Genomic DNA, 16,488 nt, shown 5'->3' with positions numbered 1-16,488 from the left:
AGGTGTTCGGCGGGCCGGGCGGCCCGTTGGGCGCGGTACGGCACTGCGGCGATCCGGGTGTGGTGACATATCGGGTCATGACGCGACAGAAGATGCCTGACAGCGCCTCAGCCGTACCGGAACCGGAGGGCAGTCGGCACGCGGGGTGGCTCGAGCTGTTCTTCGACCTGGTCTTCGTGGCGCTGGCCGCCCAGCTCTCGCACTCCTTGCACGGCGATCCCGGACCCACCGACTTCGGCATCTTCCTGGCGCTCTACTTCCCGCCCTGGTGGGCGTGGATCAACCTCACCGTGGCGGCCAACGTCTTCCACGAGGACACCGTCCGCCGGCGGTTGCTGATGCTGAGCGCCATGCTGTGCCTCGCCGTCATGACGGTGGCGGTGACGGAGGCCACGGGGGACAGGTCCGTGGCGTACGCCCTCGGATACGCCGGGACCCGCGTCGTCCTGCTCGGTCTGTGGTGGCCCTCCACGCGCCGGGCGACCGAGCCCGGAGGTCCCCTCGTGCCGCGGTGGCGACCGTTGGGCTACTGCCTGGTATCCGCTCTGGGCTGGACCGGATCCGTCCTCGTACCCGTGCCGTGGCGGTTCGCCGCGTGGGCCGTGCTGCTCGCCGCCGAGCTGGGCGTGCTGCTCACGGCACGGGGCGGCGGGCTGCCCCGGAGGCTGCACGTGGGCCACCTGGTCGAGCGCGTGGGCCTGTTCGTCATCATCGTGTTCGGCGAGTCCATCGTCGCGCTGCTCACGTCGCTGGACGCGGCGTGGACGGGCCCGGCGGGATGGGTCGGGCTCATCGGCTTCGTGATGCTCGCCGCGCTGTGGTGGTCGTACTTCGACTTCGGGGCGGTGTCGGCCGAGATGGTGCTGGGCGCGGCTTCCGGTCCCCAGGCGTTCTCCCTGGCCCGGGACGTGACGGGGTTCCTGCACTTCTTCGTGACGGCCGCGGTCATCTCCGTGGCCGGCGGGCTCGCCACCGCGGTGGAGGAGGCGGGGCAGGGGCACCGGCACCTCGCCCATGGGGCGGTGATCGCCCTGGCCGGCGGGCTGGCCCTCTACCACGCGGCACACGCGTGCATCGCGCTGCGCTTCGGCCGCGGCCCGCTGAAGGTGGCGGTGTGGGCTGTGCCCGGTATCGGCGTTCCGCTCGTGGTCGTCGCGGTGTCGGGGCACCTCGCGCCCTGGCAGGTCGTGCTGATCCTGGCGGCGGAGGTGGTGGCACACCTGCTGTACGCGCGCAGCGCCGTGCGGCGCCGGGCCGGAGCGTGAGTGCCGCGAGCGTGGCTTCCGGGTCGCCCGCCAAGGGCCTCACCGTCCGCCGGACCGTCCGGCCCACTCCCGTCGGCGGGCCGTCGATGTTTCGCAAGCCGCCCGAGCCCTCAGGGCCCGCAGGGCCGGCCCCGCAGCACGCGGGACCGGCCGGCCCGCGGGGCCCTCGCCTCTTCCGCCGAAGAGGCGAGGACCATGGGTGCGATGCGCGGCCGGCGGGCTACGGGGTGGTTCCGTTCGCCGGGCGGCCGGGCTTCACCTCGGTCGCGGCGTCGGCGCGGTCGGCCGCCGGGGCCCGGGTGATGCCCGTACGGGTCAGGCGGTCACGCCACCACGACGGCGCTTCAGCGCGAACACGACGCCGGCACCGGCGACGACGGCGATGCCGCCGGTGATCCCGATGGTCGGCAGCATGGAGGAGGAGCCCGTCTCGGCCAGGTTGCCCTCCACCGGGATCGGCCTGGCCTCGCCCTGCGGCTTCACGTCCGGCCGGGGCTTCTGGCCGGTCGGCTTGGAGTCCTCGACGTCACCGCTGCCGGCGGCACCGGCCTTGACCACGGCGAACGGGTACATGTCGCCGTTCTCGAAGCACTCCTCGCCCTTCATGTAGCCACCGGCGGCGATGGCCAGGCCGTCACCCGCGGGAGCGGCCTTGTCGATCCTCAGACGCAGCTCGATGGTGGCCGTCTCGCCCGCGTCCAGCGAGATGCTGGCGAAGAAGACACCGTTGTTCATGCCGGAGCCGGCGAGGTCGTCGACCCACTCCCCGGACTCGGGGTCCTTGTACTCGAAGTGCGCGTACCTGCCGAGGAGGAGGTCCCCCTCCTTGTCGTTCACCACGTTGTCCTTGTAGCCGGCGACGGTGTAGACGTCGAGGCTCTCGATGTTCCCCTTGCCGGTGTTCTCCACGTCGAACGTGAAGGTCTTCCAGCCGCTACCGGCGACGATCTTGTTCGGGAAGCCGCCGAGCGAGACCTTGATGGAGGCCTCTTCACACGCCAGGACACCATCGGCGCCGTCGTCCTCGGGGTCGGCCGGCCCGGCGTCCCCGGCGGGCTCGGGGTCCGTGCCCGGCTTCGCTGCCGGCTTGGTGGACGTGCCCCCGGCTCCCGGCTCGGTGGGCTCGGCCGGCTTGGTGTCCTCGGCCGGCTCCGCGGCCGGCTCGCCCTCCCCGGACGGCGTGCCGCCCTCGGCGGGCCCGGTGCCCTCCGCGGGCTTCACGTCCTCGGCCGGCTCCGAGTCCTCGGCGGGCCGGGTGCCGTCCGCCGGCTTCCCGGCCGGGTCCGTGGTGGTGTCCGTTCCGCCGGTCGTGCCGGTGGTGGTGGTCGTACCGTCCGCCGCGTACGCGGCCGGAGCCGCCAGGAGAGCGGCGGGGGACATGACGGCGGTCGCGGCGGCGAGCGCCATCGCGCGGCGGAGCTTCATCTGAGACCTCATGGTCCGGGGTACCGCGTCGGCGGTACGGGCGTGGGGGCCTCCCGAGGTGGGGGTGTCACGGGTGAGGCCATTGGTTCCGCATGCATGACCCTCCGGTTGCGGGTTCGGTTGTACGGGCCTCAGCCCTTCTTCACATGGCGTGCGTCACACGCCGGCGGCCCGAGAGCACCGGGAACCGCGCGGGCCGGCGGAGTTCGGCGCGCCGGATCCACCTGGGGGTGGCCATGAGGCCTCGCGCTACGATGCCCGGCCGGGGGGCCTCGTCTTCGCCCGCCACGCCTCCCCCAGGAGGTGGGACCACACCGACATCGCCACCGCTGCGGAGGGAGACACCATCACCGTCAGCCGGCCTGACAGCAAGAGGCGTGCGCGGGGGCCCCGGTGTCTGGCCGGAGCCCTCGTGCTGCTGCTCAGTGGATGCGACGCCCTCTCCACGGACAAGACGCCGCACCGGTGGCGGGACGGCACGGCTCACCTCGAGCTGAGCGTCACCGGGCACCCCACCCCCGGCAGTCTCGCCACGACCGAGCACGTCCTGGCCCGGCTGAAGGCCCAGGACGCCGACGGTCTGGCCGAGCTCGCCGGGGAGGACGGTGGGACGAGGAAGGACGCGGAGCGCTGGGTGGCCCGCTGGGGCGACGCCGCCCGGCGTCCCGTCACGGCGGACTTCGCGTCCCCGGAGAAGGGCACCAGCGTCGATCTGCGTTTCCGTGGGGAGAGGTCCGCACTGACGCTGTTGTTGGTGCCGAGGAACGAGGACACCCCCTACGACGACCAATACGCACCGCTCCTCGGGAAGCTGTGAGGAAGGCGGGTCGGTCACCCGGTCGCCCGGGCCACCCGGTCGCCCGGCCGTGCGAGCCCCCGGCCGGTCTCCCCGCGCCGGGCGTTTCGCGTTGTGCCCACCCGGCACGCGTAACGGCAGGCCGGCACGGGCGGCCTCTCCGTCCGACTCCGGCCCGCGATCGTGGCGCCGCCCCGACGGAGTAGCCGGGGATTCCCCGGCGGACCGCACGTCAGGAACGGGGGGAGGGCTCCGCGCCGCTGACGAGCCGCTCGTGTTCGTCGTCCGACACCGGCACCCCGGAGGACGGCAGGAGTTGCGGTACGCCGTCCACGACGGGGTAACGGCGGCGCAGGCGCGGGTTGTAGAGGGCGTCGGCGGCGGGCACCAGGGTGAGCGGCCCCTTGTCGAGCGGGCAGACCAGGATCCTCAGCAGCGGGTCATCGGGCGTCATGGCTCGGCCTCTCCGTTCTCTGGGCGGGCTGGACGGACAGTGCGAGGAGTACGGACACCGCCAGGCCCGCCCCGCAGAGCAGCAGGGCCAGGCGCAGCGGGTCCTCCGGCAGCGACTCGCCGAACGCGAGGGTGCCCAGGGTCGCGGTGTACAGGCACGAGGTCGTGGTGCACACCGGCACGACCAGGGAGGCCCGGCAGCGTTGCAGTGCCGTCTGGGACAGGACCAGGCCACCGGCCCCCGTGACCAGCAGCAGGTACGGGTACGGGGTCGCCGCCAGCGCGAGCGCCGAGGTGAGCGGTGCGTCGGGGGCGAGCCGCGCCGAGACACCCTTGATGGCCAGGGAACTCACCCCGTAGATCAGGCCGACGGCGACCGCGTACGCGATGCCCGTGGCGGGTGCCGCGTGCCGGCGGCGGGCCGTGCGGCGTTCGGCGGCGACGTACAGCGAGAAGCCGCCGGCGAGCGAGACGGAGCCGAGGAGGAGGATGGCCCCGGCGGACGCCGTGTCGCCCACCGCGTCCGTGTCCTGGCCCAGTGACGCGACCACCATCAGCAGCGCGGCCAGGATGCCGGCCGTCGCGTACCGCTCACGCGGCGACAGGCGCTCGCCGAGTACCAGCGAGGACAGCAGGAGCAGCAGGACGAGCCCCGAGACGAACAGGCCCTGCGCGGCGGCCATCGGCAGGGTCCGGTACACGACGAGCTGTGCGCCGAACCCGGCCGCCAGCGCCAGCGAGCCGCCGATCCACAGCGGGCTGCCGAGCAGCAGCCGCACCAGGCGCAGGGGGCGGCGGACGCTGAGCGCCGGGATCGTGGACAGGGCGCGCTTCTCCAGCACGAATCCGGAGCTGTAGAGGACGTTCGCGGACAGGGCGGCCACCACACCCCACCACATGGCGCTGCTCACCTCGCGCGCCGGGCGTGCACCAGCAGGATCGAAGCCGCGCTCGGCACCGCGCAGGCCAGCCGGTCCAGTGGGCGCAGGGCGCGCGGTACGCCGTGGAAGGGGGCGCCGGCGACGCGGACGACCCGGAAGCCGGACGCGGTGAGGAACTCCCGCAGGGCCCGGGCGGTGTAGAGGCGCAGGTGGCCCACCACCTCGGTACCCGGACGGCCGTGGACGCCGCGCAGGCTCACCTCGGAGAACACCGGCTGGACGCCGGCCAGGAGCAGGGCCCGGTTGTACCAGGCGGCCAGGTTCGGGGTGGAGAGCATCAGGTGGCCGCCGGGGGCCAGGACGCGGCGCAGTTCGTCCAGGGCGCTGTCCGGGTCGACGAGGTGTTCGACCACCTCGCTGAACAGGATCGCGTCCGCCGCACCGTCGGCGAACGGCAGTCCGCCGCCGCCCAGTTCGCCGCGGACGACCGTACCGATGCGGGGCGCGGCCCGGCGCAGCGCGTCCTGCGACCAGTCGACGCCGACGATCCGGTGGCCGGGGAGCAGGCCGGCCGCGACGGCCGCCGCGGTGCCGTCGCCGCAGCCGACGTCCAGCACCGTGGCGCCGGTCCGGCCGCGCAGGACGTCGGCCAGCATGGCCGCCTGGCGGCGGCTGCGGGCGTCGCCGGAGGCGACGGGGACGGCCGGGTTCTCGTAGAAGTCACGCAGACCGCCCGGGGGCCGCACAGTGGTCATAAGGGTGGCTCCCTCATCCGGTGGAGCGGGCGCGGTCCGGTCCAGCCGGACCGGTCGCGTCGAGGTGGTGGGCGAACAGGTCACACAACCGGGCGCCGTCGTCCGGGCCGAGCAGTGCGGCCGACCAGCGCAGCGCCAGGTGCAGCCGCCCGCCGGTGCTGGCGGTGGTGACGGTGAGCCCGCGCGGCATGCGCGCCGGGGCGGAGAACCAGACGGCTTGCGCCCTGCCCACCCCTTCGCCGAAGTCGAGCGGGTAGGGCACCCGGCCGATGTTGCTGAGGAGGGTGGTGGACGTCCAGGGCGCCAGGGCGCGGCGTGCCGTGCGCGCCATCAGGGAGCGGACGGCGACCGGCAGGGCGGGGGCGGTCAGCAGGGCGGCGCCGCGGCCGAGTTGCGGGCGGCGCAGCGCCTTGAGGGCGCGGGTGCGGGCGGCGGTCAGGCGGAGCAGCTCGTCGGTGGGCCGGTTCAGCTCGGCCGGTGTGAACGGGACCTCCACCAGGCGGGTGCCATTGCCGATGGGCATGTCCATCCCCCGTGTTCGGTCGTCCACGGGCATCGTGATCCGCAGCGGGCGGGGTGGGCCGCCGCGCTCACCGTTCCAGTGGGCGATCATGCGTGCGGTGGCCACCATGAGCTGGTCGTTGACGGTGTACGGAGCGTCCTTGGGCCGCCGGGGCACGTCCAGTTCGGCGACCAGCATGCCGTTGGCGCGCCCGGCGCCCGGGGTGCCGCGGGCGACCCTCGCCACCCGGGCGAACCCGGTGCCGCCGGCCTCCGTGAACAGGCCGCGCGGCGCGGCGCCGGCCGGCGGGCGTACCGGAGGGGTCGCGGGTGAGTTGTCCCGGCCGCCGTAGAGTTCCGCGGCGGTCGCCAGGACGCGGAGGCAGGCGGGGCCGTCCAGGGCGGTGTGGTTGATGGTGAGCAGCAGGACGCGGTCGATGACCTCCAGCCGTACCGGCGGGGACGCGGTGAGGGGCGGCGCGTCGCTCAGGGCCCGCCGGCGTGCCCGGTCCAGGGCGCCGGGACCGGTGGCGGGTACGGTCACGACCTCGGCGCCGGGGTCGGGGCCGCTGGTGAGCTCCCACTCGTAGCGCCTGCGGTACCAGGGGCCGGGCGCCTCGCGCATGAGGACGCGCGGGTGGCGCCGCAGGGCCTCGGTGAAGGCGGCCCTCAGCCGTGCGCTGTCGGGACGGCCCGGCAGGTGCACCTCTATGTGGACGGTCTCCGGCTCGTGGGGTGTCAGGCAGTGCCGGGTCACCTCGTCGACGGTGGAGAAGGGCACCCGGGCGAGCGGTTCGCGGCCGCCCCGCCGGGCGGGATGGTGCAGTGCCGTCATCGGCCGTTCCCCTCGTCTCGTGGTCCCGTCCCGTCCCGGGGGCCCGGCGCGGGAGGTCGCCGCCGGGGCGGCGGGTCGGTGCGGGCACCGGGCGGGGTGCCGGGCACCGGTGGCGGGGTGCCGCGGTCGGGCGCGCGACCGTCGGGGGTGTCCCCGGGGCCGGACGGTACGGGAGGCGTATGCGCGGCGCGGGACGGCTCCGGCGCCGCCGGCGGGACCGGTGACCGGCCTGGCGCACCGTGGCCACCGGCGAGGGCGGGATCCCCGGGGGCACCCCGGGCGGCACCCCGCCGCCGGAACGCGTCACCCGTCGTCACCACCGCGGCCGCCAGCGCCGTCACGGCGAGGAACTGGGCCGTCGGCCCGAACGCCCCCTCACGCGCCGCCGGCAGGGCACCCGCGTCCCAGGCGGCCACGAGCCCCGCGGCGGCCATCGCGGCCGGCGCCAGGATCACCAGCAGCGAGCGCCGCAGGTGCGCGACCACGGCCAGGGCGGGTACGACCAGCACCACCCACCCGGCGACCAGCGCCACCACCACCGTCAGCGCCACGACACCCAGCACCGGTCCCGGCTCCGGGGCACCGGCCGGCCCGGCGGCGCCTCGCCGGCCCCGCCCCAGGACCAGTACCAGGCCCACCAGGAGCAGGACGCCCACCGCGCCGCCGATCAGCCCGGCGACGTACCACCGTGCCGGGGTGAATTCCAGCCGCACGGTCCCGCCGTCGCCCTCCGGGACCAGGAAGCCCTGCTGCCAGCCGTCGATCCGTACGGGTGTCAGCTCGCGCCCGTCCAGGGTGGCGCGCCAGCCGTCGTTGTGGTTCTCGAACAGCTGGAGGTAGGAGGCCGGGCCGGTGCCCACCTCCACGGTGCGCCGGTCGCCCGGCCAGTCGCGGACGGTCACCTCCCGGCGGTCCGCCGCCGTGGCCGGGGCGGTCGCGCCGCCCCGGGTGAGGAGCAGGTCGGTGATGGCGAGGGGACCGGTGTCCCCCGCCTCCACCCGGTGGGTGCCGGCCGCCAGCCGGGTGGTGCCGCCGCGTTCGGCGCCCGCGCACAGGCGCACGTCGACCGGACGGCGTTCCGTCAGGTCGCGCACCTTGCCGCGCGCGCTCGTGGCGTGCAGCGTGCCGTCGATGGACAGCACCGGGCCCTGGCCGCAGGGCAGTGCGAACGACGTGCCGGGGTCGGGTTGCGGCACGCGGTAGTCGTCGAGGGCCGGCAGGTACACCTCGCTGAGCCCGACCGGCAGTTGCAGCCGGCCGTCGGCGACCGGGTTGTGGACGGTGAGCGGTGCCGTCCGCGACACGGTGATGTCGAGCCGGTCCGTCCTGATCGGCTCGAAGCGGGCGAGGCCGTTCTCGTCCACCGCCGCGGTCGCCGCGCCGTCCGGTGAGCTGATCTCCACGTGCTGGGCGCGGGCGGACAGACCTCCGGCGGGGGCGAGCACGATCTCCGAGACCGCCCGCTTCTCGGGCCACCGCAGGTGGATCACGGCACGTTCCCCGGCGATCCACGCGGTGGTGAGGTCACCGTCGACGAGGTTGCGCGGGCTGAGGGAGGATCCGAGCCTGGCCGTCGAGTCGGCGGTCGCGGTGAGCCTCTTGCGCTGCTCGGGTGCCAGCCGGTACAGCAGCTCGTCCAGCGCCTGGCCCGGTACGGGCAGCGCGGTCGCGCGCAGCCGGTACGCGCCGGCGGTCCGGGTCAGGAACTGCCGGTGCAGCCCCACCTCGGCGGACGCCGGCGACAGGCCGCCCGGGTCGCTGCCCCGGTGCAGGGAGAAGACCTCCTCGGGCGCGCTGTTCCCGGACGCGGCGTCCTCCGGGAGCGCCAGCAGCCGGGTGACCGTCACGCCGGGGATGCCGACCGACGAGAAGCCCGCTCCGATCAGCCCCGGGCGGCCCTGCTGGGCGCCCTCGATGGTGATCTTCAGGTATCCGCTCTCCCCCGCCGGCACCCGCACCGTCTGCGGCGTGCCGTCCGGCCGGAGGGGGCTGACCTCGCTGCCCCGGTCGGTCTGGACGCGTACGGAGGTGGCCGCCGCGCGCAGCCCGCCCGGCGGCAGTGGCGTCAGCGTCATGGAACCGGGCAGGGACAGCTCGCGTTCGAAGTCGACGCGCAGCCACTGCCCGACCGGGGAGTCGGCGCTGCCCTCGGTCCAGGCGGTGTCGGGGTTGCCGTCGAACGCGTTCACCGGGTCGTGCTGCGGGAGGTGGAACAGCCAGTTGCCGCTGCTGGAGGCGGTGACCGACGCCGCGCCGCGCAGCACGGCGGTCGTCTGGTGGCGGATGCCGTCGGTGGGCAGGATCTGGCGGGGCGGGCGGCCCGGGTCCTGGACGCTGCCGGACGGATTGCGCTCCGTCGCCGTATAGGTGTGGGAGGTGTTGGTGTTGACCAGCCCGAACCGGGTGTCGGCGCGGCGCAGTCCGTCTCCGGCGGCCCGCACGGGCGGTGTACCCAGCCCGGGGGTGGCGTCCCCGGCCAGTACGGCGGGCCGGTTCCTCATCAGCGGGTCGGCGGAGAGCCGCAGCAGGGTCTCGGGACCGCCGCTGACGACGGCCGTGTCCGCGACGGGCTTGAGGGCGGCCCGGCCGGGGGGCTCGGTCCCCCTGGGCGGTTCGTAGATCTCCACGGCTTGCTGGCGTGGGTAGAGGCCCTCGATCTGCACGGGGGTGTCGTCCGGGATCCGGCCGCCGGTGAGGACCGGCCCGAAACCGGTGACCCTGCGGTAGCCGGAGGCCTCCAGGGTGCGTTTCACGGTCTGCGGCGGGACGTAGCCGATCTGGTCGGGGTCGAGGTCGTTGCGTACGACGACGTGGTGGAGTCCGGCCCGGTTCAGGTAGTCGCTCAGGCCCGGTACCTCACCGCCGGACAGCAGTGCCTGCTCCACGGCGTCCAGTGCCCGCCGGTTGCCGGGCGTGCCGAACGGCACGTAGTCGCGCTGGGCCCACGGGGATCGGGCGAGGACGTCGAGGGGCTGGTCGATGGTGGTGCCCCAGGTGTAGGTCCCGTGGGCGGTCGCGGGGACGACGAGGGCGCGGGTCGTCGGTGAGTGCTCCCTCAGCCAGTCGGCGGTGCGCTCCCAGTGGGTGGGCAGCTTCCGGAAGGCGCCCGGCTGGAGGATCGTCCCGTTGACGTACGGCAGGATCAGACCGGGCAGGACGAGCGCGGCCGCGATCAGCGGGACGTACGGGCGCCGTCGGCGCGCCGCCCGTTCGCCCCGTGGACGCCCGAGGACCGCGGTCGCGTGCGCGAGCCCGAGGACGAGCGCGAGCGCGAGGCCCGGCTGGAACTTGTAGATGTTGCGGAACGGTACGAGCCCGCCGTTCAGCCAGTCCCGCACGGTGCCGTGGAAGGGCCCGCCGAGCGGCCCGCCGTACCCGGCCAGGGTCACCAGGGCCACCGACAGCACCACGAGCAGCAGCCAGCGCCGCTCCGGGATGTCCCGCCGGGCGAGGCCCGCCAGCCCCAGGGCGGCGGCGAAGGCGGACCCGAGCACGGTCAGGGCGGAGGTCGCCACCGTCCAGCCGGCGGGCAGCCAGGCCTCACCGAAGTTGAGGTAGGCCACCCAGTTGCCCGCACCGCGCAGCAGCTCGGTGGCGGACATGGTGGCCGTCGTGGTCTCGGACTGTTCCACGTACGGCAGGAAGTTCTCGCCGTACAGGCCCAGCAGGAGCAACGGGACGACCCACCAGGCGGTGGCGAGCAGGACACCGGGGATCCACCAGGCGAGCAGGGACCGGCGCCGCGGGCCGGCCGGCCGGCTGAGCAGGTACAGGCCGACGGGCAGCAGGGCGGCGAGCGTCGAGGCCGCGTTCACCCCGCCCATGAACGGGACGAGCAGCGCGGAGCGCAGGGCCGCGGCCCGTGCCGGGGTGCGCGGGTCGGCGAGGGGAAGGAGCACCCAGGGCAGCAGGGCGCCCGGCAGCGCGGCGGCGGACGTGGAGCCGACGACGACGGTGAAGACCGGCCACAGCGCGTAGGCCACGGCGGCGGGCAGCCGGGTGCGGGCACCGCCGATGTCCAGCCGCTCGGCGAGCCGCAGCGCGCCCCAGAAGGCGGCCGTCACGATGATCGACATCCACAGCCGCTCGGCCAGCCACACCGGCAGCCGCGCCAGGTCGGCCAGCGCGTAGAACGGCAGCATGGGGAAGGCGTAGCCGACGTACTGGTCGAAGATGCCGCCGAACCCGGCTCGGCTGTGCCACAGTTCGCCGAGGTCGGCGAGGAAGCGCAGCGGGTCGAGGGCGACGCCCAGTTTCGTGTCGAACGTCGTCCGGCCCGGTGCCACCGCCGCGAAGGCCGTCAGCACGGCGGCCCAGAACCCCCACAGCCAGCGTCGCGACCTCGGCCCGTCGGCCGGTTCCGCGGGTGGCCCGCCGGGCGCGGGGGTGAGGGGAGGCGCCGGGATGGTGGTGGTCATGGGCACCGCCGGAGTATGAGGAGGAGGTTCCAGGTGGCGAACTCGCGCAGCAGCGGGACTCTGGTGACGAGACCCGGCAGGAACGGCCAGTAGCGTGCGCGGGCGGACACCACCGTCACGTCGTCACGGGCCCGGACCTGGCGCAGCGTGGGGCCGACGTGGACGGGGAAGAGGTTCTCGCCCAGGACGTGCTTGGCCGGGCGGCCGGCCCGCCGCTCGTAGCGGCGGCGGGCCCGTTCGGCGCCGAGGTAGTGCCAGGGCGCCCACTCGTGACCACCCCAGGGCGAGAGCCAGTTGGTGAAGGACACGTAGACCAGGCCGCCGGGGCGGGTGACGCGGATCAGTTCGCTGAGGAAGGTGCGCGGGTCCTCCACGTGCTCCAGCACGTTGGAGCAGAAGCAGATGTCCGCGGCACCGTCGGCCAGCGGCAGCAGGTACCCGTCGGCGACGACGGCTCCCTCGGTCGGCCGCCGTGCCGCCGCGAGCTCGCCCAGGTCCGGTTCGAAGAGGAAGCCCTGGGCGCCGCGCCGGCGGAACTCCTCGGTGAAGTGGCCGCATCCGCCGCCCACGTCGACGACCACCTGTCCGGCGAGCGGCATGTACCGCTCCACCTGGTTCGCCGCGTCGCGGGCCAGGAGCTCGTAGAAGCCCCGTGGGTCGGACGGTTCGCGCAGGAAGCCGCGGAAGAGGGTCACGGAGCGGCGCAGGGAGGGATCCTTCACCGGCTCATCCCCGGCGCGGGACGGCCGGGGCCGCCGTCCGTGGCAGTCCGCCCGGCGCGGGGTTCCCGCCGGGCCGGTACGGGGCGGGAGCCGGCTCCCCGGCGTCGGGCTCGGCGCCCTCGGGGACGCCCGGGCCCGCGAGGCCGGCGTGGCGCGGGCCCGGGTCGTCGAGGGCGCCACCCCGCACACCGGTGCCGTGGACGCCCGTCCCGTGCGGGCCTGCGGCGCCGGCGGTCGCGCCGAGGAGCACCGGGTCCTCACCGGGGCCCGCCCCACGGCCGCTGACGGCAGGCGCGGTGGCGCCGTTCCGTCCACGGGTGCTCCGGCGGGCGGTCGTGCCGTCGCGCGCGGTGGCGCGGTGCCGTGCGGCCGCCTCCACGGCGACGGCCCTGAAGCGCCGTACGGTCGTGGCCCACCGGTAGTGCCCGGCCCGCGCCGCGGCGGCCTCACCCATGGCTTGCCGCCGCTCGTGGTCCAGTGCCAGCGCGCACCAGGCCGCCGCGAAGGCGCTCTCGCCGCGTACCAGCTCCCCGGTCACGCCGTCATCGACGGAGTCCCGCAGGCCCGGTACGTCGAAGCCGATCGACGGTGTGCCGCGGGTCGCCGCCTCGGTGACGACCAGACCCCACCCCTCGACGGCGGAAGGGTGGAGCAGGAGCCAGGAGGCGCACAGCAGCCGGTGCTTCTCCTCGTCCGGCACCCGGCCGGCGAAGACGACACCGGGACCGGCGAGGGCTTCCAGCCGCTCGCGCTCGGGGCCGTCCCCGACGATCACCAGTTGTCCCCCGGTCACCGGTCGCACACGTTCCCAGAGCCGCAGCAGCAGATCGATGCGCTTGTACTCGACCAGTCGGCCGACCGCCAGGAACAGCGGTTGCGCCGAGCGCGGTGTCCTGGGCCCCGGCTCCTCGACCCCGTTGTGCACCACCCGGATCCTGCCGGGGTCGATGCCCAGTGCGCCGAGCGCCGAGGCGGTCGACTCCGAGACGGCGACCAGGAGGTTGTCGCGCTGGGCGGCGGACAGTGCCCAGCGCTCCAGCCGTCGCCCTATCCCCGCGGCGGGGCGTGGATAGCGCATGCCCCACAACTCGGTGTGCACATGGTTGACCAGGCACAGTGTCGGGCCCCGGTGCCACAGCGGGGCCAGGTAGGGCAGGCCGTTGCAGACCTCGACCAGCAGGTCGCAGTCGCCCACCTGCCGGGTGAGGGCACCGGGCGCCCGGAGGAAGTGGCCGAGGTCCCCGCCCGCCGAGACGACCTGGTAGTCGCGGTGCGCGGCCGGGCCTCCGCACAGCAGTGTCACCTGGTGGCCCAGTCCCGTCAGGCCCTCGGCGAGCCGGTCGACGAGGAGTTCGGAGCCACCCGCGGCCGGGTTGCCGAGATCCCGGCGGGAGAGGAAGACGACACGGTGAGGGGGACGGAGATCGTTCTGGGGTGACCGGGCGCCCCACAAGGGTGCGGTCGGCGTGGGGGGTACGTGCTGGGGCATTCGAGCTCCAACTCGTTCGGGTCGGTGACCGGATGGCGGGGCCCGGGCCGGAGAGCGGTCGCCGGCGCCGGATGGGGGACGGAGCAGGTCGTGGAACGTCCGGGGACGCGGATTCGGTGGTGCGGTGGGCTGGTCAGTTTTCGGCAACCCCGCCCGGACAGCTACTCACCCGGGTGACAAATTCGGCCCGGATCTCCGCGTGGCGGGCCGTCACTTCGCTGGCGCGGCACCGTGGTCGCGCCGTGCGCGCCCCCTCCGGCCGCCCCGCGCGAGCAGCACGGTGCCGGCCGCCGTCAGCAGGGTGCCGAGGACGGCCGCGCCGAGTGGCGCGGTTTCCCCCAGCAGCCGCAGTCTGCGACTGTCCGCCGAGGCCAGCGCCACCTGCGCGCGCTGGGTGGCCGGGGTGAACTCCATGCGCCGGCTGTCCAGCAGCACCACGGCGTCCTTGGCCGATCCCGGCCCGCGCAACACCTTGCGCGGACCGGTCACCGCGTTGACGATGCGCCCGGTCCGCCGGTCGACGACGAGTTCGATGCCGTGGTTGGAGTACCACTCCTCGGCGAGCACCTGCGGCCGGTTCGGCTGTCCGACGAGCCGGCCGGGCACCATCCGGGTACCCGTCTTCGCCGGTGCCACCGTGCCCGTGAAGCGGATGCCCTCATAGCCCTGGATCTTCTTCGTCCCGTTGAAGCGGAGCGTCACCGTGCCGCCGAGTGTGCCGTCCCACCAGCGGTAGGACCGCTTCTCCACGTCGAAGGGGAACTTCAGGTAGGCCTCGCCGTCGAAGGTCGGTGTCTCCTGGCAGCAGTGCACCGGTTCGTTGGTGCGCCGGTCGGTGACCCAGCGTTCCAGGGTCCACTGGAGCGAGTCGTGCGTGGCCGCGGCGGGCAGGGTGTGGTCGGCGTCCACCGAGGTGGAGACGTCCCAGACCGCCCGTCCGCTGCGGACACTGTCGGCCACGTCGCCGCGGACCTGGCGCGTGATGGTCAGCGGGCGGCCGGTCACCGTTTCGATCCGGCGGGTGTCGAAGTAGCTTCCCGTACCGGTGAACACGGTGACGGTGTCGACGTCGACGGGCGTCACCTTGGCGCGCGGTTGGACGTACCAGACGAGCAACGGCGCGAGGACCAGCAGGAACACGCCGGTCCCGAGCAGGGTCAGGGACAGGGGCGAAGCGGTGCGACGCATTGCGGGACTCCGTGGGGGCCGGGGCGGGATTGCGCGGCGTATACGTGCACTCCGTATGGGCCGGGAACCGTAGGGGGCCTCTTGACGGACTGTCAATGCACTGATGCGATGGGGTCGCCGCCGTCCGGGGTGGCGGACTCGTGGTGGGGTTCCAGCGTCAGAAAGGCTGCCCGACCATGCCCAGACTGCTCGCCGCCGCCCTCACCGTGGTTCTCGCCGCGGCTCTCGCCGTGGGAGCGGCCCTCGCCGTCGTGGCCCTGCTCGAAGCTCCCCCGGAACAGCCCAATGTGCCGCTGATCAGCCATGAGACGGCTCTGCCCCGGGGGTGAGGCGAGTTGACCGCAGTGGACACGCAGGCACCGGCCGGTGACCGGTCGGCGTGGGCGGACCTGCCCCAACGGCAGGTGCGCGAGTTCGCCGACCGCGCCATGGCGGAAGTACCCGCGCTGGCCCAGGAGATCCTGGACACGATATGCCGCGAGCATCCCCGGATGCCGCTCCTCGTCGACGAGTCGGGCGAGCTGGTCGCCCTCGTCGGGATCCGGCGCGCCCTGGAGGAGTTCCTCCAGCACCTCGTCCGTGGCTCGGGCAGCCCGCAGCTCCACCTGGAGGTCTTCCAGGACTTCGGCCGGGGGGAGGGACAGCAGGGCCGCACCCTCGACTCCCTCCAGGCCGTCTACCGGCTCGGAGTGCGTCTCGCCTGGCGACGGCTGGCGGAAATCGGCCATGGCGCCCGGATCCCGCCTCCCGCGATGTACGACCTCGCGGAGGCGGGCTTCGCCTTCCTGGACGGCCTGGTCGACCAGACGGTACGCGGCTACGCGGAGGCCGCGGCCCGTCACGCGGGCGAACGGCTGCGGTTGCAGCGCAAGTTGACCCAGGCGCTGCTGGGCGAGCGCCGCCCGGACCGGTCGCGCTCCCTGGAGGAGTACGCCGCCCACGCCGCGCGGATCGGCTGGCCCCTCCCCCAGCGGGTGGCCGTGGGGGTGCTTCAGCGCCCGGCCCGTGACAGCGTGGCGCCGGCCGTGGGAGCGGAGGTGCTGCTGGACATGGAGAGCGAACAGCCACTGCTGTTCGTGCCTGATCCGGCGGCGCCGGGCCGCCGTGAGCAGTTGCACCGCGCGCTGCGGGGGTGGACGGGGGCCGTCGGCCCGGCCGTCGACCTCGCGGACGCGGCGGCCTCGCTGCGCTGGGCGACGGAGGCGATGGGCCTCGTCGAGCGCGGCCTGTTGCCGTCGGGCGAGCTCCTGCACTGCACGGAGCACATCGACGCCCTGGTGCTGCTGCCGCCCGAGGAGCTGATCGAGGCGCTGGCCGACCGGTGCCTCGCCCCGCTCGCCGACCGGGGCCCGACCCAGCGGCGCCGCCTGGCGGAAACCCTGCTGGCCTGGCTGGAGACCCGGGGCGGCGCCCCGGAGATCGCCGCGCGGCTGGGGGTGCATCCGCAGACGGTGCGCTACCGGATGCGGCAGATCAAGGAACTGTGGGGTGACGAGGTCGAGGACCCGGACCGCCGCTTCGAACTGGAGCTGGTCCTGCGGGCACAGCGATTACGCGGCCGGCTGTCCCTGCCGGGACGTTGAACGGCGGTGGGCGCGCGCGGCGGCGGCCGGACGGCGTGAGACAGGCGGGGCGTGGCGGGCGCGGCCATCACCCGCGCCGCCACGGCCGGGTGCTGCCGGGGGCTGACGCCCGGCTCCTCGCAGCACCGCCTGCCCGGCCGCCCCGCGCCACGGCACCGGCCCGCTGGAGCCGCACGC

12 protein-coding genes and 1 pseudogene are annotated in these 16,488 nt (G+C 74.7%); 4 read left to right on the top strand and 9 right to left on the bottom strand.

Annotated features, from left to right (window positions below; translation table 11 throughout):
• Nucleotides 1-77: 77 nt before the first annotated feature.
• Entirely contained in the window at nt 78-1,265 is a 1,188-nt protein-coding gene (locus AB0H53_RS16840) for a low temperature requirement protein A (protein ID WP_362112996.1), read from the top strand.
• Nucleotides 1,266-1,580: 315 nt separating this feature from the next.
• On the opposite strand, the gene AB0H53_RS16835 is transcribed toward AB0H53_RS16840, so the two are convergent.
• The gene (locus tag AB0H53_RS16835) at nt 1,581-2,690 is read right to left on the bottom strand and encodes an LAETG motif-containing sortase-dependent surface protein (RefSeq protein WP_362112993.1); all 1,110 of its coding nucleotides are present in this window, start codon (nt 2,688-2,690) and stop codon (nt 1,581-1,583) included.
• A 412-nt stretch (nt 2,691-3,102) separates the two neighbouring features.
• Between AB0H53_RS16835 and AB0H53_RS16830 the strand changes: the two genes are divergently transcribed.
• Nucleotides 3,103-3,507, top strand: a complete 405-nt coding sequence (locus tag AB0H53_RS16830) for a hypothetical protein (RefSeq protein ID WP_362112990.1) — start codon at nt 3,103-3,105, stop codon at nt 3,505-3,507.
• A 211-nt stretch (nt 3,508-3,718) separates the two neighbouring features.
• On the opposite strand, the gene AB0H53_RS16825 is transcribed toward AB0H53_RS16830, so the two are convergent.
• From AB0H53_RS16825 to AB0H53_RS16790, 8 genes and pseudogenes are all read right to left on the bottom strand, one after another.
• Nucleotides 3,719-3,940: a Trm112 family protein gene (locus tag AB0H53_RS16825; protein WP_362112987.1), complete on the bottom strand. Its 222-nt coding sequence runs from the start codon at nt 3,938-3,940 to the stop codon at nt 3,719-3,721.
• Entirely contained in the window at nt 3,927-4,838 is a 912-nt protein-coding gene (locus tag AB0H53_RS16820) for a hypothetical protein (protein ID WP_362113203.1), read from the bottom strand. The genes AB0H53_RS16825 and AB0H53_RS16820 overlap by 14 nt, the downstream gene beginning before the upstream one ends.
• Before the next feature lie 8 nt (nt 4,839-4,846).
• Entirely contained in the window at nt 4,847-5,575 is a 729-nt protein-coding gene (locus AB0H53_RS16815; RefSeq protein WP_362112984.1) for a class I SAM-dependent methyltransferase, read from the bottom strand.
• A 13-nt stretch (nt 5,576-5,588) separates the two neighbouring features.
• Nucleotides 5,589-6,911, bottom strand: a complete 1,323-nt coding sequence (locus tag AB0H53_RS16810; RefSeq protein WP_362112981.1) for a condensation protein — start codon at nt 6,909-6,911, stop codon at nt 5,589-5,591.
• Nucleotides 6,908-11,329 carry an alpha-(1->3)-arabinofuranosyltransferase family protein gene (locus AB0H53_RS16805; RefSeq protein WP_362113200.1) on the bottom strand — a complete coding sequence of 1,474 codons (4,422 nt, stop codon included), beginning with the start codon at nt 11,327-11,329 and terminating at the stop codon, nt 6,908-6,910. Before AB0H53_RS16805 ends, AB0H53_RS16810 begins: the two co-directional genes overlap by 4 nt.
• Entirely contained in the window at nt 11,326-12,051 is a 726-nt protein-coding gene (locus tag AB0H53_RS16800) for a class I SAM-dependent methyltransferase (RefSeq protein ID WP_362112978.1), read from the bottom strand. The genes AB0H53_RS16805 and AB0H53_RS16800 overlap by 4 nt, the downstream gene beginning before the upstream one ends.
• Nucleotides 12,052-12,415: 364 nt before the next feature.
• Nucleotides 12,416-13,540: pseudogene (locus AB0H53_RS16795) on the bottom strand (glycosyltransferase family 4 protein); the annotation flags it as partial.
• A 210-nt stretch (nt 13,541-13,750) separates the two neighbouring features.
• Nucleotides 13,751-14,728, bottom strand: coding sequence for a DUF3068 domain-containing protein (locus AB0H53_RS16790; RefSeq protein ID WP_362112975.1), 978 nt, complete (start codon nt 14,726-14,728; stop codon nt 13,751-13,753).
• Nucleotides 14,729-14,904: 176 nt separating this feature from the next.
• On the opposite strand from AB0H53_RS16790, the gene AB0H53_RS16785 reads away from it, so the two are divergent.
• Both AB0H53_RS16785 and AB0H53_RS16780 read left to right on the top strand, forming a co-directional pair.
• The gene (locus AB0H53_RS16785; protein ID WP_362112973.1) at nt 14,905-15,057 is read left to right on the top strand and encodes a hypothetical protein; all 153 of its coding nucleotides are present in this window, start codon (nt 14,905-14,907) and stop codon (nt 15,055-15,057) included.
• A gap of 6 nt (nt 15,058-15,063) precedes the next feature.
• Entirely contained in the window at nt 15,064-16,311 is a 1,248-nt protein-coding gene (locus tag AB0H53_RS16780) for a helix-turn-helix domain-containing protein (protein ID WP_362112970.1), read from the top strand.
• Nucleotides 16,312-16,488: the final 177 nt, after the last annotated feature.

Origin of the sequence: Streptomyces sp. NPDC050856 (assembly GCF_040653855.1) — a bacterium.
Classification (GTDB): Bacteria; Actinomycetota; Actinomycetes; order Streptomycetales; family Streptomycetaceae; genus Streptomyces.
This window is presented reverse-complemented; position numbering and strand designations above follow the sequence as displayed.

Coding starts and splice junctions, on each gene's coding strand:
- AB0H53_RS16840 (WP_362112996.1), top strand. CDS start 78: ATGACGCGACAGAAGATGCCTGACAGCGCCTCAGCCGTACCGGAACCG.
- AB0H53_RS16835 (WP_362112993.1), bottom strand. CDS start 2,690: ATGAAGCTCCGCCGCGCGATGGCGCTCGCCGCCGCGACCGCCGTCATG.
- AB0H53_RS16825 (WP_362112987.1), bottom strand. CDS start 3,940: ATGACGCCCGATGACCCGCTGCTGAGGATCCTGGTCTGCCCGCTCGAC.
- AB0H53_RS16820 (WP_362113203.1), bottom strand. CDS start 4,838: ATGTGGTGGGGTGTGGTGGCCGCCCTGTCCGCGAACGTCCTCTACAGC.
- AB0H53_RS16815 (WP_362112984.1), bottom strand. CDS start 5,575: ATGACCACTGTGCGGCCCCCGGGCGGTCTGCGTGACTTCTACGAGAAC.
- AB0H53_RS16810 (WP_362112981.1), bottom strand. CDS start 6,911: ATGACGGCACTGCACCATCCCGCCCGGCGGGGCGGCCGCGAACCGCTC.
- AB0H53_RS16805 (WP_362113200.1), bottom strand. CDS start 11,329: ATGACCACCACCATCCCGGCGCCTCCCCTCACCCCCGCGCCCGGCGGG.
- AB0H53_RS16790 (WP_362112975.1), bottom strand. CDS start 14,728: ATGCGTCGCACCGCTTCGCCCCTGTCCCTGACCCTGCTCGGGACCGGC.
- AB0H53_RS16785 (WP_362112973.1), top strand. CDS start 14,905: ATGCCCAGACTGCTCGCCGCCGCCCTCACCGTGGTTCTCGCCGCGGCT.